A 25,622-nucleotide genomic window follows, 5' to 3' on the forward strand; every position below is an offset into this window, starting at 1 on the left:
ATAGAAACATGACTAAACCACACATCGAAGCCGCCAAAAGAGCCTCTCAAGTGTTGTACAACAGCGTCCTCAACGACCTCGACGAGGACAAGGCAGGTATCGGATGGATGACCGATCAAATCAATTGGAAGCACTCCGCGCTAATCGGCGAGTATCTCCTATCATCAATCAGCGGTGTCGAAACAGCACTGTCCACCAGCGCATTGTGCAATGAAAAATTCAGAGAACTCGAACTCTCTCAGAATATGAAAATTGCCCATGTCCAGAACTCTGACCGTAGCGCGAGGGATCCAATTCCGCCAGAGTTGAGCACGGTCTTTCATTCACCAAACAACGAGCTGCTCCACGTATTTAAAGACCATTCACTCATCTCACTCGCACAAGCACTAGACCGGCTCGCAGCAGTCACAGTCGCAGTCGGCGGGTTCAAAGAAAAACTCCTCCATACCGACTGCGGCAGAATCTTAGATATCGCAGCCAAAGCTCACAAAAACGGGAAATCCGGCAACACACTTCGCCCAGGAATTTTTGCCGACGTCGGAACTGCCGGGAGACAAGAACAAAACAACCTCTTAGGACTATTCCTAGACTGGCAAAGGCATGGTCCAGAAGATTGGCTCCCCTGGCTTAGGCAATATCGCAGCACAATTGTTCACCGCGCCCCATTCGTCAACTGGACCGCTCATACGAAAGGTCCCCATCAAAATCCGGGTGAATCAGTCATTCGACCCTTTTATCTACAACCAGGGTGGGCAGAAAGCGAATCGATGTACCGAACTGCCCGAAAAGGAATCCAAGACCTCCTCCTTATGCAACCAGCTCACACGATCCTGAGCGGATTGACTGAATCTACCGCACAGTATTGTCATTCAGTTCTCCGCTATGCCAATGAGCTTTGGAGTAAACGACGCGCGAACCCCGAACTTATCGTTCAATCCGCCGGAATGTGGCCAGAGCTGGAGTCCTCGAGCAAACTTTCATTCAAGGGATACAGCCCAAATCTCAAGATGGCCGGAAATTTTCTCGCTATCAACCCAGACCGAGTGAAACGACTAAAAGCCACGCAACTCCTAGATCGTCCAGCTGATAAGTGGCGTTCTTAAAGCACTTTGGCAGTCAGGGCATACCAAAACTTCACACGTCCATGTCTTCGGGCGCCGCGCGCAGGTCCTTTTGAATCCGCCACCGGAACTTGCTTAGACGCTTTTTCGTATCCCCCACTGCTTGCAGCGTCGAGCATTAACCGCCGCGTGGTCCGCAAACGCGTTGAGAACATGGTCGCTGTGGCTGCGAACCCAATGGACCCGCACCTCCATGCCCGCTGACTGCGCCTTTTTAATCTCCCGCCAGCAGTAGGCGATGTGCTCGTTACCCAACGAGGATGTGGACTTCCGCCAGTGGTGGAATAAAGCCTCGGTGGAGGATAAGTGACGGCTTGCGCAGCTGATGATGGAGATCCACATCCTTCCCGGAACGGCCGGAAACAAACGATTCGACCCCACGCGAGTCAAAATCGTCTGGAAAAACTAACCCCCGCTGTCCGCAATCGTCAATTCGCTAATTGTGAAACAGTCACAATAATGGCACACTATTTCGGACATCCCGTGGCTGTAATTTCAGAGCCAAAAGACCTGCCGAAGCACTCAGTGTACACAATCGAGCCATGTAGTTAATGCCTTAGTGAAGAAAGTTACCCCGTGAACAAACAAGAACTTGCCTCCCTCATCTGGGAGTCGGCCAACAATATGCGCTCCAAGATTGAGGCCAATGAGTACAAGGACTACATCCTCGGCTTCATCTTCTATAAGTTCTTGTCCGACCAAGTAGAGCAGTTCATGCTCAATAACGACGCTGAACCGGAAGACCTGCCAGATACGCTTGTTGAGACCGACACTGACACCGTGGCCCTGGTGCGTAACAACTTGGGCTACTTCCTCACCTACGAGAACCTGTACTCGACGTGGCGAGACTTGGATAACGACTTCTCCATCGCTCACGTGCGTGAGGGTCTGGCTACCTTCAAGCGCAACATCGCCCCGGAGCGCAAGCACGTCTTCGACGGCATCCTTAACACCCTGGACACCAGCCTGTCGAAGTTGGGTACAACCGACGCTGCCCGTACCTCTGCCATCAAGAAGCTACTGGACCTTATCGATGACATCCCCACTGATGGCAAGCAGGGCTATGACGTGCTGGGCTACATCTACGAGTACCTCATCGAGAAGTTCGCGGCCAACGCGGGCAAAAAGGCAGGCGAGTTCTACACCCCGCATGAGGTCTCTCTCATCATGAGCAACATCGTCGCTGACCACCTCAAGGGCCGCGACGAGATTCAGATTTACGACCCGACCTCCGGCTCTGGCTCCCTGCTGCTTAACATCGGCCATGCCGTCGCCAAGCGCATGGGTGACCCAGACCGTATTAAGTACTTCGCCCAGGAGCTGCGCGAGAACACCTACAACCTCACTCGTATGAACCTGGTCATGCGCGGCGTGAAGGCGGACAACATCGTCGCCCGCAACGGTGACAGCTTGGCCCATGACTGGCCGATGTTCGACGAGGCCGACCCGGTGCAGACCTACAAGCCGCTCTATGTGGACGCAGTAGTCTCCAACCCGCCCTACTCCCAAAAGTGGGAACCCGAAGGCAACGAGGCTGACCCGCGCTTCGCACGGTTTGGTCTAGCGCCCAAGACCAAGGCCGACTACGCCTTCATGTTGCATGAGCTGTTCCACGTTAAGCCTGATGGCATCCTCACCGTCGTCCTGCCGCACGGCGTACTGTTCCGTGGTGGCTCGGAGGCCGACATCCGTCGCAATCTCATCGAAGCCAACCACATCGATGCCATTATCGGCCTGCCTTCCAACATCTTCTACGGCACCGGTATCGCGACCGTCATCATGGTGCTCAAGCAAGAACGTGACCGCGATGACGTGCTGTTCATCGATGCCTCCCAGGGCTTCATCAAGCAGGGCAAGTACAACCACCTGCGCGCCCGTGACATCCAACGCATCGTCGATGCCGTTCACAACCGCGTGGACGTGCCGCACTTCGCTAGGGTAGTGACCCGCGACGAGATTCGCGCCAACGACCACAACCTGAACATCCCACGCTACGTCTCTGCCACCCTGCCGCCTGAGTCTGTAGACCTGTACGCCACTATGCACGGCGGCATTCCCACCAGCGAAATTGACACCCTGGAGCACTACTGGACCGCCCTGCCGGGGCTGCGGGAGGCACTGTTCACCGAGAAGACAGAAGGCTACGCGGAGCTGAAAACGACCAACCTACGCGAGACGATCGACCAGCACCCTGCAGCCCAGGCACTTCGTGACCAGGTTGGCGCTGTACTATCCGACCTGCCGGAGAAACTGCACGCGCTGCTGGTGGATGGCGCAGCTACCGTGCCTATTACTACCACCGAGGACCAGCTCAAGGCCAACCTGTTCGACCGCCTCGATCGCGTGCCATTGGTCGATGCCTACGAGGGCTACCAGGTACTACATGACAGCTGGGTCAAAACCGCCGGTGACCTGGAGATCATCCAGACCGAAGGCCTCGATGCCGTGCGGGTCAATGACCCCGTGATGGAGTGGAAGACCAAAGAAAAGAAGAAGGTCTATGTCCAGGTCGGATGGGACGGGCGCGTTGCTCCCAACGAGTTGGTGCAGACCTTCTACCTGCCGCAGCAGAAGGACCAGGTAACGCAGCTAAGTCGCGACGTGGACACAGCTGTATCTGAGCTGACGCAGCTCGTCGAGGACTTAAGCGAAGACGACAAGACCGATCTGGCCGAGGTACTTAACGACAAACAGGATGCCTTCAAGAAGACCGAGCTAAACAAGGCCATCAAGGACCTGCCGAAGCTGGCCAAGGGCGAGACCTGGCCGGAGGGCAGCACCGAGGCTGCCATGCTCAGCGCCAAGGCGCTCATCGCCCAGCGGGACCAACTCAAGAAGAACCTCAAGACTGCGCAAGAGCAGCTGGAGAAAGACACCCACGCGACCATCGAAGCGCTTACCGACGTGCAGGTGGATGAGGTGCTCACCGCCAAGTGGATTACTGCACTTATGGGTGACCTGCGCGAAATCCCTGGTCATGTGCTCGCTGGTCTTTCAGCCCGCGTACAGGCGCTGCACGACAAGTACGCCGTCGCGCTGACCGACCTCGACGTGCAGGTTCGCGAGACGGAGCAAGAGCTGGCAGGCCTACTGAGCGGGCTTACCGGCAACGCCGCCGACATGCAGGCCCTGGCTGCACTCCAGGAGCTGCTGGGCGGTGGTCGCGATGCGTAGCCGCAACGTGCCCGCACTGCGCCTGGAGGGGTTCGACGGTGCGTGGAAGACGACCAGTATTGGTGCAGTCTCAGCTCTCCACAACGGTCGTGACTACAAGCATCTGGGGGAAGGTTGTATTCCCGTCTACGGGACCGGTGGCTACATGGTGTCAGTGGACCAAGCTCTTTCTCACGATGAGGACGCCGTAGGCATCGGTCGAAAGGGCACCATCAGCAAGCCATACATCCTGAAAGCTCCCTTCTGGACTGTTGACACGTTGTTCTACGTTGTTCCGAACCAAGAGACTGACCTAGCGTTCTTCTACGCATCAGTATTGCAAGTCGATTGGATGGCGAAGAATACTGCAACCGGGTTACCTAGTCTGACTAGCCAGACCATCAACAGCGCAGATATCTCCATTCCGCACACTCTCGAAGAACAGCAGGCCATCGGCGCTATCTTCACCAACCTCGACGATGCCATCAACCAGCACACCAAGAAGCACCAAGCTCTGCAGCAGGCCAAGACTGCGCTCATGCAGCGGATGTTCCCGCAGGAGGGCCAGACGGTGCCGGAGCTGCGGCTGGATGGCTTCGACGGTGAGTGGAAAGAAAGCTCGTTGAATGATCACGTTGAATATTTCAGTGGGCTGACCTATTCACCAGGCGATGTTGTGAAGAATGGGGGCACTCTGGTACTTCGGTCAAGCAATGTGAAAGACGCTACGCTTGCCTTTGATGATTGTGTGTATGTCCGCTCCGGCGTCGTGAACGTACAAAATGTCAAGCCAAACGACATTATTATGGTCGTCCGAAACGGCTCCCGCGCTCTTATCGGAAAGCATGCGTTGGTGAGGGGGGAACTTCCGCCGACGGTCATCGGTGCATTCATGACTGGTATTCGAAGCAAACAGCCTCATTTCATGAGCGCCCTATTCGATACTGAACTCTTCGAGTCTCAAGTTGCGAAATCAATGGGTGCCACCATCAACCAAATTACGGGCGGGATGTTTGCGAAGATGCATTTTTTGTTCCCACCAACCCTCGAAGAACAGCAGGCCATCGGTGCGGTGTTTACACGGCTGGACACGCTCATTGCTACCGAGGCCAAGTACATCGAGTCCCTTAAGCAGGCCAAGGCGGCGCTGCTGCAACGGATGTTCATCTAAGGAGCAGTTATGACCACACCATTTCGTTCTGAGGCTGAATTCGAGGCTGCGCTCATCGACCTGCTCACCCGCCACGGCTGGAGCAAGGAACTGCTGCGTTTCCCGACAGAGCAGCAGCTCATCGACAACTGGGCGGACATTCTTTACGCCAACAACCGGGGCCGTGACCTGCTAGGCGACGTGCCGCTCACCGAAGGCGAGATGGCGCAAATCATCGAGCAGGTCAACAACCTGCGCACCCCGCTGGCGCTCAACGAGTTCATCAACGGTCGCACCGTGACCATTACCCGAGATGCACCGCAGGCGGCAAACTTCGGCTCTGAGATCAGCCTGAAAATCTACGACCGCCTAGAGATTGCCGGTGGCCAGTCGCGCTACCAGATTGCCGTCCAGCCGCGCTTCCAGACCGCCAATGAGCTGCTGCCCACCCGACGTGGCGACTTGATGCTGCTCATCAACGGTATGCCGGTCTTCCACATCGAGCTGAAGCGCTCCGGTGCGCCGGTCTCCCAAGGTGCGAACCAGATAACCAAATACGCCCATGAGGGCGTCTACCAGGGAATCTTCTCCCTGGTGCAAATCTTCGTCGCCATGACCCCAGAAGAGACGATTTACTTCGCCAACCCGGGGGCAGGCAAATTCAACCCGGACTACTTCTTCCACTGGGCAGACTTCAACAACGAGCCGATCAACCAATGGGACGACGTGGCACGTGCGCTGCTGTCCATTCCGATGGCGCACCAGCTCATCGGCTTCTACACCGTCGCAGACCGTGCCTCTGGCAACTTGCTGGCGATGCGTTCCTACCAGTACTATGCGGCCTCGCGTATCGCTGACCGTGTGGACCGTCACGACTGGGACAGTGGCGACCAGTTGGGCGGCTACATCTGGCACACCACCGGCTCCGGCAAGACGATTACCAGCTTCAAGACCGCTCAGCTCATCGCTGACTCCCACAACGCCGACAAGGTGGTGTTCCTGCTTGACCGTGTTGAGCTGGGCACGCAGTCGCTGGAGAACTACGTCAGCTACGGTGGCGACAGCATCGCGGTGGAGGACACCTCCAGTGCTGCCAACCTGGCAACGCTGCTCAAGGACAAGCGCTCCACTCTCATCGTGACCTCACTGCACAAGATGAGCCGCGTCAATCCTGAGACGATGAAGACAGCTGACCTGGACCTCATCCGTTCCAAGCGCGTGGTCTTCATCGTCGATGAGGCGCACCGCACCACCTTCGGTGACATGCTCGCCTCCGTCAAGCACACCCTGCCGAACGCGCTGTTCTTCGGCTTTACCGGCACGCCCATCCATGACGAAAACCAGAAGAAGCATTCCACCACGGCCACACTGTTCGGCAATGAGCTACACCGCTACTCAATTGCCGACGGCATCCGCGATAAAAACGTGTTGAGCTTCGACCCTGAAATGGTGGAGACTTTCAGGACGCATGACGTGCGCACCGTGGTCGCCCTCCAGGCGGCCAAGGCCAAGACCGTAGAGGAAGCGCTGACAGACCCGCAGAAGGCGGCAGTCTACAGCAAGTTCATGGACAAGAAGCAGATCCCTATGGCCTCTATCTATGAGCTGGAAAAAGACGATAAGGGCAACAGCACCTATAAGCGTGTGACCAAGGGCATCGAGGACTACCTGCCAACGACCCAGTATGAGAAGGCAAACCACCGCGAGGCTGTCGCCAGCGACATCAACGAGCATTGGATGCAGCTCAGCCGCAACAGCATGTTCCATGCCATCCTAGCGACTTCCAGCATTCCCGAGGCCGTGGAGTACTACCGCATCTTCAAGAAGCAGTACCCTCACATCAAGGTCACAGCACTGTTTGACCCCAACATCGACAACACCGGGGACAATCAACTGCTCAAGGAAGACGGCCTGCTGGAGATTCTCCGCGACTACAACAACACCTACGGCCAGCACTTCACCATGCCGACCCATGATGAGTTCAAAAAGGACGTCTCCAAGCGCCTAGCCCACAAGAAGCCTTACAACACCAAGGCCTTCCTCGACGACCGCAGCCAACACATCGACCTGCTCATCGTGGTGGACCAGATGCTCACCGGCTTCGACTCCAAGTGGCTCAACACCCTCTATCTGGATAAGGTGATCGAGTACGAGTCCATCATCCAGGCTTTTTCGCGCACCAACCGCATCTTCGGCCCGGAAAAGCCCTTCGGGTCCATCCGTTACTACCGCAGGCCGCACACTATGCGGGACAACATCGACCGGGCGGTAAAGCTCTACTCCGGCGACCGACCCCTCGGCCTGTTCGTGGACCACCTCGATGACCACCTCACATCCATCAACGAGTGCTTCGCTACCATCGAGGCGCTGTTTACCGACCCGAAGACCGGCCAGCCGGACTTCTCGCAGCTACCCGACCTTGAGGCAGACCAAGGCGAGTTCGCCAAGACCTTCAACCGCATGTACCGGGAACTTCAGGCCGCGCAGGTGCAGGGATTCACCTCGGACAAGGACACCTACTACTTCGATGCCCTGACGGAGCCTATCGTGGTGGAACTTACCGAGGACACCTACACCACGCTGGTGACCCGTTACAAGGAGCTCGGCAAGGCAGGCGACGACTCAGAGCAGTCGCCTGAGGATGCACCCTTCGACATTGACGTGCACATCAAGCACATCGACACCGACCGCATTGATGCCGAGTACCTCAACAGCAAGTTCAAGAAGTACCTCAAGGCCCTCCAGGACGGCGTGCCGCAGGATGTGCTCGATGACCTGCTGGAACAGCTGCATGCCAGCTTCGCCCGCCTGAGTCAGGATGACCAGCGCTACGCTAACCGTTGGCTGCACGACCTCCAAGCAGGTGACGTGACCCTGCAACCAGGCAAGACAGTGCACGACTACATCAACGAGTACCGCATCACCGAGCGCGACCGACAGCTGGTACGACTGCATGAATGTCTAGGGCTGGACATGGCGCAGCTGCGACGGATACTCGACGCCCGGGTCACGGCGGCAACCATCAACGAGTATGGGCGTTTCGATGACTTAAAGGCATCAATTGACCTTGACCTGGCGGCGGCGTACTTCACGGAAGACACCGGAGCAAGGGTGTCGAAGTTCAAGGTCCGTGCTCTGCTGGACAAGCTGCTACGCACCTACGTCATCGACGGCGCGTTGCCTGCTGACCTCAGCGTGACCGAGGAAGAACTGACAGGTGAGTAGGTATGTTGATTGGATATGCGCGCGTCTCGACCTCGCGACAGGGGCAGTCGCTGGACACGCAAAGCAAGGCCCTCATCGACGCTGGTTGCGACCCTAAGCATATCTACAGCGACACCATTAGTGGTGCCAAGTGGTCTCGCCCCGGCCTCGATGATGCCCTCGCCTACATGAGGCCGGCCGATACCTTGGTCGTGACCCGGCTAGACCGGCTGGGCCGCAACATGGTCGAAACCGTCACTACCATCTCCGACCTAGCTGACCGGGACATCAATGTCCGGGTCCTTGATCCTGCTCTGGACACATCCCGTCCTGCAGATAAGGTCGTGGTCAACATCATGGCTTCTCTAGCTGAGTGGGAGCGTGACCTCCTTATTCAGCGCACTCGCGAGGGCGTCGCCCATGCCCGAGCACAGGGACGAGTTGCGGGCCCGAAGCCGAAGCTCAGTAAAGAGCAGAAGCAACAGGCTGCGCTATTGGTCGAGAACGGCCAGTCAGTGAAGTCAGTCGCCAGGTCCTTCAACGTCTCCCGGCAAACCATCTACAGGGCTATCCGTGAGGTGGACGATACTAAGTAAACGAGTCTGCGCGAAACGAAACCCCCAGGTGGAAACACGGTCAGAAAGTGCACACCCGGCCCGTAAGGTGTTGGGCAGAAACGACCCGAACACCACCTCTAGGAGTGAAAACATGGCCACCAAGCCGCTGTCAGCCGTTCGCCTTGGCATGGAAGTCAACAACATCACGCTGGCGCACTTCACCACCGAATCCGTCACCCAATTCCTCCACCACGTCGCAGACCTCGTCGAAAACCGCGTCGTGCGCTCCGCAGGCGACTCCCCCTGGTTCCCTCAGACAACCGTTCACTAACGCGTCCTTCACGTCGAGCGGCCTGCGTCCATTGCCTCGCTGTGTGCCACGAAAGCCCAGCTTTGGTGCCACGATCTTGCAGGCTTTCTGCATCGAAATATTCTCCGCCAGAATGCGAGCTTCCACGAGGCGGACCACACGGTCCTTCGCCTCCTGATCAAACTTCTTCGGCATGTTCGAAGATTTTCACATCTACTCAAACGGAACAAAACCTGGGCCCTTCATATCACCCGCGAATTTAAATGGATATAATTAGACCCATGTTGATTTCAGGTACCGTTTTCTTGCGGTTGCGCACCAACCGCTAAGGCGGTTTCCTACCCCGTAGGTTAAAAACCGCTCCGGTCCTTTAGCCGGGCGGCTATTTGTCATGCCCGGCTCCCTTTCAAATCCAAGGAGCACACCTGATGTCTGCATACGGACACGGCCGTCACGAGCATGGCCAAAATTTTCTCACCAACCACAAGATCATCAACTCCATCATCGACCTTGTGAAACAAACCTCCGGCCCCATCATTGAGATCGGACCAGGAAGCGGTGCCCTCACTCACCCGATGGCCCACTTGGGGAGGGCGATAACGGCAGTTGAAGTGGACGCAAAACTAGCTGCCAAAATCACACAAGAAACCTCCTCGGCGGCGGTCGAAGTGGTCCATGATGATTTCCTTAACTTCCGGTTACCCGCCACTCCCTGCGTCATTGTGGGAAACATTCCCTTTCACCTCACCACTGCCATTCTTCGAAAGTTGCTGCATGCGCCAGCATGGACTGACGCTGTACTCCTCATGCAGTGGGAAGTCGCTCGCCGCCGGGCCGGGGTAGGCGCAAGCACGATGATGACGGCTCAGTGGTCCCCATGGTTCACATTTCACCTGGGTTCTCGGGTACCAAGGTCTGCTTTCCGGCCACAGCCAAACGTTGACGGGGGGATCTTAGTGATCCGCCGGGTGGGTGACCCGAAGATTCCGATAGAGCAGCGCAAAGCCTTTCAGGCGATGGTGCACACCGTTTTCACTGCCCGGGGACGCGGGATAGGGGAAATTCTCCGAAGGGCAGGGTTGTTTTCATCACGTTCAGAAACACAATCATGGTTGCGCTCGCGAGGAATCGACCCCGCGACCCTACCTCCCAGATTGCACACCAACGACTGGATCGATCTCTTCCAGGTGACTGGTTCCTCTCTACCTCACCATCGACCCATTTCACCATCGGGAAGTAGTCAACGACCTCCTCAACGGAAAAACCGAAGCCGGCGGCGTTAATCCCCACCAAAACCGAAATCCACCAGTAGTACTAAAAGGGCTCTTCCGGTTTTAGAGTGCATTGATTAGTTCGCCGGGGGTTCGGGCGTGGCACAAGATATTGGGGTCCTTGGCTTTGTAGGAAAAAGGTATCTAATCCATCCGTACAAAACTAAGGACCTACTGTGCAGCCTAACGGAAATGTCATCGTCGATACCATCTGCCGCACCGCAAAACTAGGAACTACTATCACCGGTGCCACAGAAAACGGTGACGTCACTGTTATTGAAGCCGAACCCGTCGAGCCGATCAATGAATGCCCTACCTGCGGGCAGCCTGGAGTATTCCGCGACCACGTCATCCGCAGCCTGGTCGATCTGCCCATCGTCGGCCACCCAACAACTTCATGTGCGCCTTCCACGCTACCGGTGCACCAACAAGCGTTGCTTGCAGAAGATCTTCCGTGCTGGCCTTGCCTGCGCGCCCGACAATTCAAAGACCACGGACCAGGTGACCCACTAGATCCTGCAACGACTCTGCCTAAATCGGATGAGCGTTGCCGCTGCACCCAAGTCATTAGGCCTGGGGTGGGATATGAAGTGTCCCAGGTTTTGTTCCGTTTGATGAAACCCGTTTTTGAAACAACGTACGGAGCACAACGCACGCCGATGCCAAAGCTTCCGCAACATCGACTACCTCATCAAACCCACGACAGTGGGTTTCACACCCTCAATCCCCACGCGTGCAATCTTCGCACCTCAAAGATTGAAAAATGAAAGAAACCGGAGGTAACATACCCTTTCGAGTTTGTTACTTCCGGTGGTGCAGTTTGTTCAACTGCTCATGGTGCCCGGGGCGGTGTCTGGTTCGGAGACATCGTTCCGCATGTCTCATAAGATCGTTCCGGTCTAACCAGCACCAATGTCTCACCACATCGTTCCGGTAGAAGTGCCTGAAGCTAAAACTGCCCAGAAACGGTAAAAAGCGATGTCTCGAGACATCGATCCTCCATGCTTTAAAAATGGAGCAGAAATCAAAACCAAGCCCAAAAATCATCATCGAAACCATGCTTGCTACCGGCATGACTCAAGCCGAAGCCTCTGACCATTTCGGCGTCAGCACACGATGGATCCGAACACTTCAAGCCCGCTACCGAGAAGGCGGAATCAAGGCACTAGAACCACGCTCTAAACGCCCCCGCACTAACCCCCGAGCACTCAACCCCAGCACTGTCGACCGCATCCTTCAACTGCGCCAAGACCTAACAAAACGCGGTACCGATGCCGGTGCCCACACCATTCGATGGCACCTACAACAAGAGGGAATCGACCCACCACCAGCACCATCTACAATCCACCGAGTGCTAGCAAATAATGGCCACGTCATCGCCCAACCACAAAAGCGTCCCCGCAGCTCATGGATACGATTTCAAGCAGATCAGCCCAACGAAACATGGCAAATGGACTACAGTGACTGGACCATCGCAGGCCACAAGCGAGTAGCTATCCTCACCATCTTGGACGACCATTCCCGGTTCATCATCTCCTGCTGCGCCTACAACAACGCTACCGTGGCAAACGTCATGGAAAGCTTCATTAATGCAGGCCAGACACACGGCTACCCCCAGTCCACCCTCACCGACAACGGCCGAGCATTCACAACCAGCACAGACCGGACAAACCCCGCCCGAAACGGATTCGAGCAACTGCTCATAGACCTAGGAATCAAGCAGAAAAACGGCAAACCCTACCACCCCCAGACACAAGGAAAAGTTGAACGCTTCCACTACACCCTCAAACTTGCCCTAGCAAACAAAACACCAGCTCAAAGCCTCGATGAACTCAACGCGCAGCTAAAAGAAATTATCGAATACTACAACCACAAACGTCCCCATAGAGCCCTAAACAGAACCACCCCCGCAGAAGCCTACACAGCACTGCCCAAAGCTCTCCCAGCAGACATCAAACCAGACCACGACTACCGCCTACGCACCGACAAAGTAGGCACCAACGGCAAGACAACCCTGCGATGGGGTGGCAAACTACGCCGCCTCTACATCGGACGCAGATGGGGCGGCGAACCAATCACCATGATCTGCATCGACAACCACGTCGATATCAAAACAACTGCCACCGGGGCACAAATCGCTGCCTACACACTCACCGAAGAAAAGATCTACTACAACAAGAAAGACAACGAACTCAGCCCCCAACGGGGCAACTAAAAACGAAAAATCTCGAGACACCGACCGGAACGATGTCTCGAGACTTCACATGGTGCCCGGGGCGGGACTTGAACCCGCACGTTCTTATCGAACACTGGCACCTGAAGCCAGCGCGTCTGCCAATTCCGCCACCCGGGCAGGGTGTGGTTGTCTTAGCGACTTGATAAAGATACCACGAAGATCGCACTGAACTACAAATCTGCAGGAAAAGTGGATTATTTCGAGGAGGGGGTAGCGAAATTTCTGGGAACTTTCCCGTCGCCATCTACGTTTCGAGGGAGTGAACAAACTATACTGATCGCTACTGATCGCTGCATGGTGGAAAGGAGAATGGCTCGTGGCGTTTTTAGAAAAGCTGGCGAAGCTGGACTCCGCCATGCAACGCGGCCTTGATAACGGCATGGCTCTTGTCTTCGGCGGCAAGGTCGTTCCCGCGGAAATTGATGAGCTTTTGAAGCAAGAGGCTCAGGACAATCTCGCGCGCGGCGACGATGACAACCTTTATAGTCCGAACGTAATGACTGTGGGTGTCTCCTCCAAGGATTTGGAGAACTTGTCGCAGGATCGCAATTTGCCGGCCGATTGTGCAGACCAGTTGTCGCGCTTCATTCGCAATAGCGGATGGTCCCTCGCGGGCCCCGTGATCGTGCGAGTGGCAGAAGAATCTGGTTTGCGCACGGGTCAGCTTCGCGTGTCCTCGTTTATTGATCACGAGCCCACGGAAGAGACCGGATTTGAGGCTATTTTCCACGACTTTGATGGTCAGGAGGACCAGATGACCGAGCAGCACGAGAATACGGCTGATGACGCGGTAACTACCGCTTTCATTGCTCCAGATAGTCAACCCGCCCCGCAGCCACAGGGCCCCGCAGTCAACCTGATGCTGCAGGATGGCTCTTCACGCGTTTATCACGTGCAAGAAGGCTCCAATATTATCGGCCGCAGCAACGACGCCGACCTGCGCCTGCCGGATACTGGCGTATCCCGCCAGCACGCGGAAATCACCTGGAACGGCCAGGATGCGGTGCTGGTGGATTTGCAGTCCACCAACGGCACCACGGTGAATGAGACGCCGATTGATAATTGGCTGCTTGCCGATGGCGATGTAATCACCATGGGCCATTCCCACATCGAGGTCCGGATCACTGGCCTTGATTCGCACAGCTACTAAGTTCAGTTAAGGAAGGGAGGTCGCCATGGATGCAGTCATCATGCTGGCGCTTCGCATCGGCTTGTTGGCTCTGCTGTGGATTTTTATCCTGGTGGCCTTAAAAGCCATGCGTCGCGATACCAATAAGTCCGCCGGCGCTATCCGCCAGCAGTCGAAGAAGGTGGGGGCACCGCGGCGTCGGGAAGCGATTAAGCAGCTGTCCATCGTTGAGGGCCCCTTGCAGGGATCCCATATGGAATTGGGCACTTTGGAAGACTGCACGCTGGGTCGCGCCTCTGACTGCGACTTTGTCACGGGCGACGATTATTCTTCCGGCCACCATGCCCGGTTATTCCGCCGCGGTAGCGAGTGGGTCGTGGAAGATTTGGAATCTCGCAATGGCACCTTTGTCAATGGCGTGCGCATCGACCAACCCGAGGTAGTCGGCGCGGACTCCGAAATTAAGCTGGGGCGCACTACCGTGAGGTTGAACGCATGACACTGAAGCTGAACTTCTTTGCTAAGTCCGATCGCGGCCTCATTCGCGATAATAACGAGGACTCAGGTTACGCCGGTCCTCACCTTTTGATCTTGGCCGATGGTATGGGTGGCCACGCGGCGGGCGAGGTGGCCTCCGAGCTGATGGTTAACCACCTAGAAATTTTGGACCAGGATCCGGGCCAGGAAGACACTGCGGCGCTACTAGAGGCGGCCGCCGAACAAGCCAATGAGGCCATTAGTGATCACGTCAAGGCCCACCCAGAAACCGAAGGTATGGGTACGACGCTGTCCACCATGCTCTTCAACGGCACGGATTTCGGCGTCTGCCACGTGGGTGATTCCCGCGGCTACCTGTTGCGCGACGGCAAGCTCAAGCAGATCACCAAGGACGATACCTATGTGCAATCCTTGGTGGACAAGGGCGAGCTGGACCCGGGCGACGTCTCGTCGCACCCACAAAAGTCCCTCATCCTAAAGGCCTATACGGGCCGTCCGGTTGAAGCAACGCTGTTTACTCTCGACGCCAAGCCGGGCGACCGCATCTTGCTGTGTTCCGATGGCCTTTCGGACCCCGTGACCGCGTCCACCATTGAAACCGCGCTGGGTCAAGGCAGCATCGAACAGGCGGGATCCGCGCTGGTAGACCTGGCCATCCGCTCCGGAGGTCCGGATAATGTCACCGTGGTTATCGGTGAAGTAACCGAGGAAAGCCCCCAGGAGCATGAACCATTCCGCGTAGGCGCCCTCGCGGGTCCTACGGAAGAACCAACCCATCCGGATTCTTCCGCCTCGCGGGCGGCACAGCTCTCCCGCAAGCCTCAAGTAATTCCACCGGCCGTCATGGCCGATGGTGAGGAGGAGCGCCCCGAGCCAGCTGATGACGAAGCGGAGGAGGAAACTTCCGGCCGAAAGATCGGCTGGAAGGTCCTCCTTGCCTTGCTCATCGTCCTCGCGTTGGTCATCGGTGCCGGACTGTGGGCGAAGAACTTCTTGTCCAATAACTACTACGTGGCCACCAACGAGGCACAGGAAATCACCATCCAACAGGGTGCTGACTACTCCGTCTTTGGCAAGGAACTACACTCCACGCACCAAAACGTGTGCATTAATGACAGCAACTCGCTGCTATTTTCCAGCCAGCCGTGCGAGAGCGACTTCACGCCGCTGAAGGTCACGGACCTGCCGGAATCTGAACGCAGCGCCGTCGACCATCTCTCCACTGGTGATCTAGGTGAGGTGCAGCAACAGATCAATGATTTGGGCGATAAAGCGCTCAAGCCATGTATCACTGCACCGAGCCAAAAAGATAAAAAGGATGCCAAGAAAAACAAGCCTGGCGTTACCTGCCGGGAGGTGTAGGTTGTGAAAAAGTTTTTTAGCCGAGGCACCGAACTCGGCCTGCTCATCCTAGCCGCCATTGTCTTCGCTATCACTTTGATCAGCCTGGAGCTATCCCAAGACAATGCGCTGACGATGGACCTGGTTTATCTCATCGGCGGATTCATCGGCGTCTTCACCGTTGCCCACTTGGTGATGTGCTTTTTAGCGCCTTATGCCGATCAGATCATGCTGCCGATTGTGGCGATCCTCAATGGTATCGGGCTCATCATGTTGGCCCGCCTGGATCTGGTTAAAGAAAGCGGGCTTGCGGTGCGTCAGGTCATGTGGACCATCGTCGGACTCGTGCTCTTTGTGCTGGTCTTAGCCATTTTGAAGGATCACCGCTCGCTGACGCGCTATTCCTATATCTTGGGCGCCACAGGCCTTGTCCTACTGGCCCTGCCACTGGTATGGCCGCAGCCTGAGGACGTGGGGGCACGCATCTGGATAAACTTGGGCCCCTTTTCCATCCAGCCGGGTGAGTTCTCCAAGATCTTGTTGATCTTGTTCTTTGCCATGCTACTGACGCAAAAGCGCTCCCTGTTTACTGTCGCGGGCTACCGCGTATTCGGCATCTCCCTGCCGCGCCTTCGCGACCTCGCACCCATCCTGATCGTGTGGGCCATCGCGATCGTCATCATGGGCATTTCCAATGACTTCGGTCCGGCACTGCTGCTATTTAGCACCGTTCTTGGCATGCTATTCATGGCCACCGGCCGCGTGAGCTGGCTGCTCATCGGCGTTGTTCTTGTCGGCGTCGGCGGTTTTGGCATCTACCAGATTTCTTCCAAGATCCAGCAGCGTTTTTCTAACTTCCTAGACCCGCTGGGCAATTATGATGGCACGGGCTTCCAGCTCTCCCAGTCGCTGTTTGGCATGTCCTCTGGTGGCATCTCAGGCAGCGGCTTGGGCCAAGGACACCCAGAGCTGGTTCCGGTGGCTCACTCGGATTTCATCCTTGCCGCTATTGGTGAGGAGTTCGGCCTCATCGGCCTCGCCGCCGTGCTGGTGCTTTTCGGTATGCTGACCACCCGCGGTTTCGGCACCGCGCTGCGCACCCGCGATACCTACGGCAAACTGGTGGCATCCGGTCTTTCTCTTACCTTGGCCGTGCAGGTTTTCGTGGTCACCGGTGGCATTTCTGCCCTGCTGCCGATGACCGGCCTGACCACGCCATTCATGTCTGCCGGTGGTTCCTCTCTCATGGCTAACTACGTGTTGTTGGCGATTCTGCTGCGGATCTCTAACGCGGCTCGTCGCCCCATGCAGGAGACCTCGGGCAATGCTCCGAGCGATACCTCCATGTTCCCGTCGGTCCAGGAGGCTCACCGATGAATCGATCCATCCGCCTAGTGTCACTGTTCGCCATCATTTTGACGGCCATCTTGCTGGTCAACTTGACGGTGATTCAGGCTTTTTCTGAAGATAAATATGCCCATAATCCGCGGAATATGCGCGGCTTCATGGAAATGCAGACCACCCCGCGCGGCCAAATCTTTGCGGGTAATACCGTATTGGCACAGTCGACGCAGAACCCAGACGGGACCTACTCGCGCTCCTACCCCATTGATTCACCGGCCTTTGGCCACCTGACCGGCTACTTGTCGAGCCAATTTGGGGCCTCGGAACTAGAGTCCTCCCAAAATGACATCCTCAATGGCACTGATGATTCTTTAATGAAGCAAAACTGGCTCGATGCTCTAGCCGATAAGCCGAAGCAGGGTGCAAATGTAGAGGTCACCATCGATCCTGCACTCCAGCAGGCGGCTTACGATCAGCTTGTGGGCTCAGGTTACGAGGGCTCGGCGGTTGCCATTCAGCCCTCCACCGGCAAGATTCTAGCTATGGCCTCCAACCCCGGCTACAACCCCAATGATCTAATGGGTGATTCTGCCGAGGAGACCTGGGCCAACCTGCAGGAGCAGGAGGGGCAGCCGCTGGTCAACCACGCCGGTGCAGAGACCTTGCCTCCTGGCTCCATTTTCAAGATCATCACCACCGCGGCGGGCCTTAACAATGGCTTTGATCCTTCCTCCACCCTGACCGGTTCCAATGTCATTACCTTGCCGGATACGGTGACGGAGCTGACTAACTACGACAACCAAAAGTGCAATGGTCAGGATGCGGTGACCCTGCAGACCGCCTTTGCGCTGTCGTGCAATACCGCCTTTGTAGAAATGTCGGAGCAGCTCGGCGCTGATGAGCTGCGCAAGTACGCCAAGGCCTTTGGCGTGGGCGAGAATTACGACCTCGGCGTGTCTACCTCCGCCGGCACCTTGGGTGATTTGCCGGATGGGTCGGCCACGGCGCAGTCCGTCATTGGCCAGCGCGACGTCACCATGACCGCGCTGCAGGCAGCCGTCATGGCGGGCACCGTCGCCAATAAGGGCACCCGCATGCAGCCCTACCTGGTCAATCGCATTACCGACGCCCAGATGAAGGACGTCCGCACCACCAAGCCGAAGAAGGCGGACCAGGCGGTTAATGAGGAAACTGCGGCGACGCTTACTGACTTGATGTATGCCTCCGAGCGTTCGTCCTGGGGCTATGACGGTAACGGCTTTGCCTCCAAGACCGGCACCGCCGAGCACGGCGAGGGGCTGGCCCCGCATGTGTGGTACGTTGCCTTCGATCCGGAACGCGATATCGCGGTAGGCGTCGTGGTGAAAAATGGTGGTAACTTGGGTGAGTCCGCGACGGGCGGCAAGGTTTCCGGCCCAATTGGCCGCGCTATCCTGCGCGCATACCAGGGGGAGCAGTAATGAATAGCGCCGAGAATAAGGAACATCTCCAGGCACTGATTGGCAGCGATTACGAGCTGCAGTGGATCATCGGTCACGGCGGAATGTCCACCGTGTGGTTGGCCGATGATACCCGCAATGATCGTGAGGTAGCGCTCAAGGTTCTGCGCCCGGAATTTTCCGATAACCAGGAGTTCCTCTCGCGCTTTCGCAACGAGGCAAAATCGGCCGAATCCATTCAGTCCGAGAACGTGGTGGCCACTTATGACTACCGCGAGCTAGAGGATAACGGCCGCAAGTTCTGCTTCATGGCCTTGGAGTATGTGCGCGGTGAATCCCTCGCAGACCTTTTGGCGCGCGAAAATACGCTGCAAGAAGAGCTCGCTCTCGACGTCCTCGAGCAGGCGGCGCATGGCCTCTCCATCATTCACCGCATGGAGCTGGTCCACCGCGATATTAAGCCCGGCAACCTCCTCATTACGCAAAATGGACAGGTCAAGATCACGGACTTTGGCATTGCCAAGGCGGCCGCGGCCGTGCCGCTGACCCGCACCGGCATGGTGGTGGGTACCGCGCAATATGTATCGCCTGAGCAAGCACAGGGCAAGGACGTCACGCCGGCTTCCGATGTCTATTCGCTCGGCGTTGTCGGCTATGAAATGCTGGCAGGCAAGCGTCCCTTTACCGGAGATTCCTCCGTGTCCATCGCTTTGGCGCACATCAACCAGGAGCCAGAGCCACTATCGACGAATATCAGCGCCCCGGCTCGCGAGCTCATCCGCATTGCGTTGCGCAAGGATCCGGCCACCCGCTATGCCGACGGCAATGAGTTCACCCTGGCCATCTCCGCAGTTCGCTTGGGCAAGCGCCCGCCGCAGCCTAAGTCCGCACCGCTAACGCAACGCGCACCCGAGCCCTCACCGTCAGCATCGACGGAGATGCTGGGAAACGTTGCCCAACCCACCACCATCCATCCGGCTGCAGGAACCGCTCCCACAAAAAAGTCCAAGGGTGGCTCCTCCTTCCTGAAGGGCCTGGGTATCACCCTGCTCCTCGCAGCCGTGGCCGGTGGTGGTTACGCTGCCTACCACAACTTGAGCGATAACGAGGGAGAAAGCGACCCCTCCAGCACCCCGGAGACCTCGGTGGTTACGGAGTACCGCGATCCCACCACCACCCCGCAGGACACCCCAGACGAAGATACGGAAGAGGCCCCCGCACCAGTGACGGTGACAGAGACCGAGCCGCAGGAATCCGATCAGGAAGAAGCCCCGCGTACCACTACTCACCGCGAGGTACCCACGCGCCACTCGCCTACCCACCAGGAACAGCCCCCGGCCGTGCCGACGCAACAGAATCCGCAGGATACGCACGTTGAAACTACACCTGAGCTGGATACTCCAGTAAACTCGCAGGCTAATGAGCTCCCCGGAGACTTGGCCGATCTGCTTACACAGGAGGGTGACTAAGCGATGGTCAATGACCGCTATCGGAGAGGCGAGATCATCGGCGCCGGCGGCATGTCTGAGGTCTATGCTGCCGAAGACACCGTCCTAGGCCGCCAAGTAGCGGTAAAGATGCTCCGCCCAGAAATGGCGCGCGACGTCAACTTCCGCGAGCGTTTTTACCGCGAGGCGCAGAACTCGGGCAAGCTGAATCACCCCAATATCGTGGCGGTTTATGACACCGGTGAAACCGAACTGGATGGCATGACCATCCCATATATCGTCATGGAGCGGGTCAACGGCCGCACCCTGCGCGATATCATTCGCGAGGATGGCGCTCTGTCCGCCCAGGAAGCGGCGGATATTCTCAAACCGGTAGCGGATGCACTGCAAGCCTCGCACGAGGCCGGGATTATCCACCGCGATATCAAGCCGGCGAATATTATGCTCACCAACACCGGCCAGGTGAAGGTGATGGACTTCGGCATCGCCCGTGCCTTGGATGATTCCACCTCGGCGATGACGCAAACTTCCGCCGTTATCGGCACCGCCCAGTACCTTTCCCCGGAGCAGGCCCGCGGTAAGAACGCGGATGCCCGCTCCGATGTCTATGCACTGGGCTGCGTGCTCTATGAGGCCCTTACCGGTCAGACCCCATTTGAAGGCGAAACCCCCTTTGCGGTTGCGTATCAACATGTACAGGAAGAGCCGACGCCGCCGTCGGAGCTCATTGCGGATCCCTCGCTGACTCCTACCCAACGCGTCAATATCGATGCGGTGGTCCTTACCGCTATGGCCAAGCACCCGGCGGATCGTTATCAGTCCGCTTGGGAGATGGCCGGCGATTTGGAGCGCCTGCGCAACGGGCAGGTAACCGCTGCAGCGCGCATGCACGTCAACGAGGAAGAAGACGAGCAGCCTACCGAAATGGTCGGTGCCGCCGCACCAGCTGCGGCCGCGCACCGCGCACCAATCCAGTCCACCCGCCCTACCGAGGACGATGACAATCAGGGTGGCGGCTGGATGAAGTGGCTGGCAGCCTTCCTGGCCGCACTTTTGGTGGCCATCGTGGGCTACTTCGCCTGGGATTTCTTCTCCAACGATAAAGACTCTGAGGATAAGCCACGCCAGACCCAATCGGCCCACGAGGACAAAATCACCGTGCCCGAGGTGGAAAACCGCCCGCGCAACGAGGTGGTTAAGGAACTGGAAGACATGGGTCTGCAGGTCACCGTCAATGAGGAGGCCAACCCGGATATTCCGCGCAATAATGCCATCCGCATTAATCCGGCCCCAGGCTCCGAGCTGCAGAAGAACGCCTCGGTCACGCTGACTGTTTCCTCCGGCAAGGAGATTACGGACGTTCCGGATATCACCGGCATGACCTTGGATAAGGCTGCTCGGGCGCTCGAAGGGGCAGGCTTGGCGCTCAACTCCGATGTCTCGGAGGAAAACGATGAAGCACCAGCCGGCCAAATCATCAAGCAGGACCCGGCCGGCGGCACGCAGCTGTCCAAGGGGTCGAAGGTGCGGGTGACGGTATCTAAGGGCGTCGAAAAGAAGCGCGTTCCCGATGTCGCCGGCATGGACGTCGATGATGCCCAGAGCCGCCTAGAGTCGAATGATTTTGACGTAGACGTGCGCGAGGTAGATTCCTTGGAGCCGAAGGGCACGGTGCTGAGCGTTTCCAATGAGGGCGCAGAGCTGGAAAAGGGCAAGCCGGTCACCGTTGAGGTCTCCAATGGCATGCTCTTTAAAGCCCCTGACCTGGTACGCAAGAATCAAGGCCAAGCTGAAGCTGCGCTGCGGGAGGCTGGCTGGACCGGCCAGTTCGTCGTGGGCGAGCCTGCCCCTACCGGCGCGCTAGTGGATGCCAATAAGATTGGTTGGGCTTCCGTGAACCCGGGCGATACCATGCGCAAGGATCAAAATATTGATATCCGCCTGTGGGACTTCGACCCCGCTGCACTTCTGCCGCAGCCATAACTGCTGGTATCCTAAGGCCTCAGTACGAACTTAGATAAGAACTTAAATCTAGAAAAGGTATCTTATGCCGAAGTCAAAGATTTCCCAGAGCTCCTCCGTCCCTACCTCGAGCTCTGCTACCAACCGCACGCCCGTCAAGATCAATTCTGAGGGCACCCCGAAATGGTACGTCGCCATCATGCTGGGCCTGATGGTCATCGGCCTGCTGTGGCTGGTGGTCAATTACCTCGCTGGCCAGGACATCCCGTTCATGGCAGACCTCGGCGCATGGAATTACGGCATTGGCTTCGGCCTAGCCATCATTGGCCTGCTGATGACCATGGGTTGGCGCTAAGCTCAATCTCCCAGCCTATTCCCTCGCTCCCTACCTCCTGTAGGTGGCGAGGGTTTTTCATATCTAGGAGCCACATGTCTCGCCATATTCTTGCTGCTGGCCTCATCATTTCGGTGGCCTACGCGGCCGTGCACATCGCGTTTGCCGACGCCACCCTACTCACCGGCGCCGCTCCCCTCCGCCTTTCCGTGCGCAACTACCTAGGCAACGTCCTGGGCTCGGGCATGGTGTGGGGAATCTTTAGCTACCTCATGGGCAAGAATTTTCCGGGCCGGTGGCTCAAGGCACTCCTGGCCGGTACGGGAATCATCGTGATGATGCTGGCGCTGCACTATGCCTTGCTCGTGGTTTTCGGTGTATATAACTGGCGCGAGGCATTCGAGTACAACGCCCAGTGGTTCTTCCTGGCACTGATTTCTGGACCGGTACTGGGGCTGGCCGGTGCGGCCTCGGCACGGTTCCGCTGGTTCGATTACCTCGCCGTCCTTGGCTTCCTCCTCGAGCCCGTGATTGCCGGGTTCATCCCAGGCAGTTCCTACCTCCCCCGCACCACGACCATCCCTGGGTACTTCGCCGCCGCGACTCTCTGGCTCATCGGCGCGGGCTTCCTTATTTGGCAGCGCCGCCGTTCCACGCACTAAGCGCTTCTTCGGCGGCCCACCACCCCGGCATACCGTGCACGCCAGCACCGGGAGCGGCCGAGCTAGAGGCCATGAAAACTCCCGGAGCCAGGCGGTGCGGATGGGCCGACAAGCGTGGTCGCAGGAGGGTTTGCAGCTCGGTCATGGAACCGCCGGCGATATCGCCGCCCACCAAATTAGGATTCCATCGCTCCAGATCAGCCGGGCTCGTGGCGTGGGTGTCCAGGATGGTATCGCGAAATCCGGGGGCAAAGCGCTCGATCTGGGCGGCAATCAGCTCGGTGACCTCGCCCGGATAGCGCTCCACATAGCCGCGGGGAACGTGCGCATAGGTCCACAGGGTGTGTCCTCGGGATGGGTCTGCCACGTATTGCTGGCATGCCAATACTAAGGGGCGCTTAGGCATGCGCCGCTTACCGACGTCCCCCTCAGCCCCACATATCTCCTCCAGCGTTCCTCCCACATGCACGGTGCCGGCCTGGCCCACGCGGGGATCGGTCCATGGGACGGGCTCGCTGAGGTGAAAGTCCACTTTGAATACGGCGCTGCCATAGCGCCAGCGTGCCAGGCTCCGCCGAGTGCCGTCCCGCAGTTCCAGCCCACCCAGCCGCAGAATCTGGCGCGGGGTGAGGTTCACAATGATCGCATCGGCTTGAGGAAGCTCCCGCAGGTCGGTGACCTCGCATCCGGTGTGGAGGCGGGCATGGTGGGAGCGGAGGAGGTTAAGGAGGGCGTCGATAAGAGCGCCGGTGCCACCCTCCACCACGGGCCAGCCGCGGGTCATGCCCAGCCCGTCAAAGAGCAGCCCGAACGCCGAGGTAAAAGGCGTAGTCGGTGAGGTGATCGCGTGTACCGCGCTACCTGCAAAGAGGGCACGGGCCTGGGGCGTGCGGAAGGCCGCCCGCGCCAAGCTGCTGGCGGGCAAGACTCCGGCCGCACCAAATTGCGCCAAGCGCACGGGGCGATTGGGCCAGCGCACCAGCGGGGTAAGCGCGTTATCCACATGCTCATCGATGTGGCGGACAATGTGCCCGTGCAGCCGCCTCCACGCGCGGGCATCGGCTCCCAACTCCGCGGCCGTATCCGCCAAAGAACCGTGCAAGATCCCGGCCGGCGCGCCTTCTAGCGGATGGGCCATGGGATAAGGCGCATTGCGCCACCGCAGACCGTGGGCTTCCAGGTCGAGGGCGCGAAAGGCCGGGCTCGCTACGCCAAAGGGGTGCCCGGCCGCGCCGAGATCCACAATCGTGCCCGGGAAAATCTCCGCGGAGGATGCCGCTGCACCACCAGCCCAGCCGGTCCGTTCGTAGATATCCACACTCCAGCCAGCCATGGCCAAACGCGCTGCGGCCGTAAGCCCATTAGGTCCTGCGCCGACGATCACAGCGCGCGGTTGATAATCCACAATGCTCCTTATGCAGGTCAATGCCCAAATTTATCAGTCTTGCTCACACAGTGGGTAGAAAGTTATCCACAGGCTGTGGAGAAAACCTGTGAAATGTGAATTTCACACAATTATCAACACCCTGTGGATAACTGTTTTCACGGGCTTCCACAGGTGGATTTTCGTGCTTTCGCACGGTCTAGACCAGCGTGATCAGGGAAAACTCCGGAAAGACGTTCGGTAAATTACAAAAATGTAGTTATCCACAGTGTGGATAACCATTGTGGAATTCTTTCGCACACGCTTTCCGGTGATCAAATTCCACAGTTATCCCCAAAGCCCAGCTTGTTGAGCTAGCAATGCGAGGATTACCGCGGCCACCGCAGCAACGCCGCCCCAGCGGAGGGCGGGACTTTTTCTATAGAGGAAGAGGCTCAACACGATGCCTGTGCACAACCCGCCAAGGTGTCCCCACAGGGATACGCCATTGGCGAGAAAGGTATAGGCCACATTCGCCAGAACGAGGGCGATGGGTGCGCGGAGATCGAGCCCGCGCTGGCGGTAAGCACCCACCAGCATGGCCATGAGCGCGAAGAGCGCACCCGAGGCGCCGACGGTGGGGGTCTCGAAATCGAATGTCAGGATCATGGCGGACGCGCCAAGGCATGAAATGAGATAAGCGGCGAGGTACAACCCGGTGCCAAGGGCCCGCTCCACCTCCTTGCCTATGAGAAGGAGCATGATCATGTTCACCGCCAAGTGGCCCGCGTCCAGGTGCATAAACGCGGAGGACAGCGCCGTCTGCGGCGCAATCGGGTATTGCGGGCCCCACAGGCCCCAATCCACCGCGAGGTCGGATTCATAAAAGGTAGCGCCCAGCGTCCGGGCCTGCACCGCTGTAATAAGCCAAGCAATGATGCAGACGGCGGCGATGAGCGCGGTCGCCGGGGTAGTGCGGACATAGTTTCTCACCATGGTCATGAAGTTGTCAGTCCTTGAGGCAGGTCTAGTGGTGGGTGGCTTGGGGTAAAACGGCAACGAGCCCGCCGCCGCATGGATAATGCGGTGACGGGCCCGAG

20 protein-coding genes, 1 tRNA gene and 1 pseudogene are annotated in these 25,622 nt (G+C 57.8%); 19 read left to right on the forward strand and 3 right to left on the reverse strand.

Features of this window, described 5'->3' with window-relative positions:
• The first annotated feature begins 8 nt into the window (after positions 1 to 8).
• From LG376_RS03700 to LG376_RS03745, 10 genes and pseudogenes are all read left to right on the forward strand, one after another.
• Positions 9 to 1,103 carry a hypothetical protein gene (locus LG376_RS03700; RefSeq protein WP_196972326.1) on the forward strand — a complete coding sequence of 365 codons (1,095 nt, stop codon included), beginning with the start codon at positions 9 to 11 and terminating at the stop codon, positions 1,101 to 1,103.
• A 594-nt stretch (positions 1,104 to 1,697) separates the two neighbouring features.
• Positions 1,698 to 4,295: a type I restriction-modification system subunit M gene (locus LG376_RS03705; protein WP_023016438.1), complete on the forward strand. Its 2,598-nt coding sequence runs from the start codon at positions 1,698 to 1,700 to the stop codon at positions 4,293 to 4,295.
• Positions 4,288 to 5,445 (forward strand): restriction endonuclease subunit S, encoded by a 1,158-nt coding sequence (locus LG376_RS03710; protein WP_133065271.1) that lies wholly within the window; start codon positions 4,288 to 4,290, stop codon positions 5,443 to 5,445. Before LG376_RS03705 ends, LG376_RS03710 begins: the two co-directional genes overlap by 8 nt.
• A gap of 9 nt (positions 5,446 to 5,454) precedes the next feature.
• On the forward strand, positions 5,455 to 8,649 hold the full coding sequence (locus tag LG376_RS03715; protein ID WP_023016436.1) for a type I restriction endonuclease subunit R: 3,195 nt from the start codon (positions 5,455 to 5,457) through the stop codon (positions 8,647 to 8,649).
• Between the two features lie 2 nt (positions 8,650 to 8,651).
• The gene (locus LG376_RS03720; protein ID WP_023016435.1) at positions 8,652 to 9,224 is read left to right on the forward strand and encodes a recombinase family protein; all 573 of its coding nucleotides are present in this window, start codon (positions 8,652 to 8,654) and stop codon (positions 9,222 to 9,224) included.
• 112 nt (positions 9,225 to 9,336) lie between these two features.
• On the forward strand, positions 9,337 to 9,516 hold the full coding sequence (locus LG376_RS03725; RefSeq protein WP_023016434.1) for a hypothetical protein: 180 nt from the start codon (positions 9,337 to 9,339) through the stop codon (positions 9,514 to 9,516).
• Positions 9,517 to 9,776: 260 nt separating this feature from the next.
• A complete protein-coding gene (locus LG376_RS12675) occupies positions 9,777 to 9,824 on the forward strand; it encodes an erythromycin resistance leader peptide (RefSeq protein ID WP_225747356.1) in 48 nt (15 codons plus the stop codon).
• Positions 9,825 to 9,923: 99 nt separating this feature from the next.
• A complete protein-coding gene (locus LG376_RS03735; RefSeq protein ID WP_011117480.1) occupies positions 9,924 to 10,778 on the forward strand; it encodes a 23S rRNA (adenine(2058)-N(6))-methyltransferase Erm(X) in 855 nt (284 codons plus the stop codon).
• A gap of 164 nt (positions 10,779 to 10,942) precedes the next feature.
• A pseudogene (locus LG376_RS03740) lies at positions 10,943 to 11,360 on the forward strand (transposase family protein); the annotation flags it as partial.
• 418 nt (positions 11,361 to 11,778) lie between these two features.
• A complete protein-coding gene (locus tag LG376_RS03745; protein ID WP_225746188.1) occupies positions 11,779 to 12,981 on the forward strand; it encodes an IS481 family transposase in 1,203 nt (400 codons plus the stop codon).
• Positions 12,982 to 13,031: 50 nt separating this feature from the next.
• Here the strand turns inward: LG376_RS03745 and LG376_RS03750 are convergent.
• A tRNA-Leu gene (locus LG376_RS03750) sits at positions 13,032 to 13,119 on the reverse strand.
• A 199-nt stretch (positions 13,120 to 13,318) separates the two neighbouring features.
• Between LG376_RS03750 and LG376_RS03755 the strand changes: the two genes are divergently transcribed.
• The 9 genes from LG376_RS03755 (at position 13,319) to LG376_RS03795 (ending at position 23,159) form a co-directional block, all read left to right on the forward strand.
• Positions 13,319 to 14,152, forward strand: a complete 834-nt coding sequence (locus LG376_RS03755) for a DUF3662 and FHA domain-containing protein (protein ID WP_005326268.1) — start codon at positions 13,319 to 13,321, stop codon at positions 14,150 to 14,152.
• Between the two features lie 25 nt (positions 14,153 to 14,177).
• Positions 14,178 to 14,630, forward strand: coding sequence for an FHA domain-containing protein (locus tag LG376_RS03760; protein ID WP_225746189.1), 453 nt, complete (start codon positions 14,178 to 14,180; stop codon positions 14,628 to 14,630).
• Positions 14,627 to 15,991, forward strand: a complete 1,365-nt coding sequence (locus LG376_RS03765; protein ID WP_225746190.1) for a PP2C family serine/threonine-protein phosphatase — start codon at positions 14,627 to 14,629, stop codon at positions 15,989 to 15,991. Before LG376_RS03760 ends, LG376_RS03765 begins: the two co-directional genes overlap by 4 nt.
• A 3-nt stretch (positions 15,992 to 15,994) precedes the next feature.
• Entirely contained in the window at positions 15,995 to 17,347 is a 1,353-nt protein-coding gene (locus LG376_RS03770; RefSeq protein ID WP_225746191.1) for an FtsW/RodA/SpoVE family cell cycle protein, read from the forward strand.
• On the forward strand, positions 17,344 to 18,774 hold the full coding sequence (locus LG376_RS03775) for a penicillin-binding transpeptidase domain-containing protein (RefSeq protein ID WP_225746192.1): 1,431 nt from the start codon (positions 17,344 to 17,346) through the stop codon (positions 18,772 to 18,774). Before LG376_RS03770 ends, LG376_RS03775 begins: the two co-directional genes overlap by 4 nt.
• A complete protein-coding gene (locus LG376_RS03780; RefSeq protein ID WP_225746193.1) occupies positions 18,774 to 20,222 on the forward strand; it encodes a serine/threonine-protein kinase in 1,449 nt (482 codons plus the stop codon). The genes LG376_RS03775 and LG376_RS03780 overlap by 1 nt, the downstream gene beginning before the upstream one ends.
• Before the next feature lie 3 nt (positions 20,223 to 20,225).
• Positions 20,226 to 22,184 carry a Stk1 family PASTA domain-containing Ser/Thr kinase gene (gene pknB / locus LG376_RS03785; protein ID WP_225746194.1) on the forward strand — a complete coding sequence of 653 codons (1,959 nt, stop codon included), beginning with the start codon at positions 20,226 to 20,228 and terminating at the stop codon, positions 22,182 to 22,184.
• A 64-nt stretch (positions 22,185 to 22,248) separates the two neighbouring features.
• Positions 22,249 to 22,518 carry a cell division protein CrgA gene (gene crgA, locus LG376_RS03790; protein WP_005326260.1) on the forward strand — a complete coding sequence of 90 codons (270 nt, stop codon included), beginning with the start codon at positions 22,249 to 22,251 and terminating at the stop codon, positions 22,516 to 22,518.
• Between the two features lie 74 nt (positions 22,519 to 22,592).
• A complete protein-coding gene (locus LG376_RS03795) occupies positions 22,593 to 23,159 on the forward strand; it encodes a hypothetical protein (protein ID WP_225746195.1) in 567 nt (188 codons plus the stop codon).
• On the opposite strand, the gene LG376_RS03800 is transcribed toward LG376_RS03795, so the two are convergent.
• Positions 23,128 to 24,564: an NAD(P)/FAD-dependent oxidoreductase gene (locus LG376_RS03800; RefSeq protein ID WP_225746196.1), complete on the reverse strand. Its 1,437-nt coding sequence runs from the start codon at positions 24,562 to 24,564 to the stop codon at positions 23,128 to 23,130. The two genes, LG376_RS03795 and LG376_RS03800, sit on opposite strands and share 32 nt — an antisense overlap.
• Before the next feature lie 306 nt (positions 24,565 to 24,870).
• Positions 24,871 to 25,524, reverse strand: coding sequence for a rhomboid family intramembrane serine protease (locus LG376_RS03805; RefSeq protein ID WP_225746197.1), 654 nt, complete (start codon positions 25,522 to 25,524; stop codon positions 24,871 to 24,873).
• Between the last annotated feature and the right edge of the window lie 98 nt (positions 25,525 to 25,622).

The sequence above is a fragment of the Corynebacterium sp. Marseille-P4611 genome (assembly GCF_916618765.1).
GTDB lineage: Bacteria > Actinomycetota > Actinomycetes > Mycobacteriales > Mycobacteriaceae > Corynebacterium > Corynebacterium marquesiae.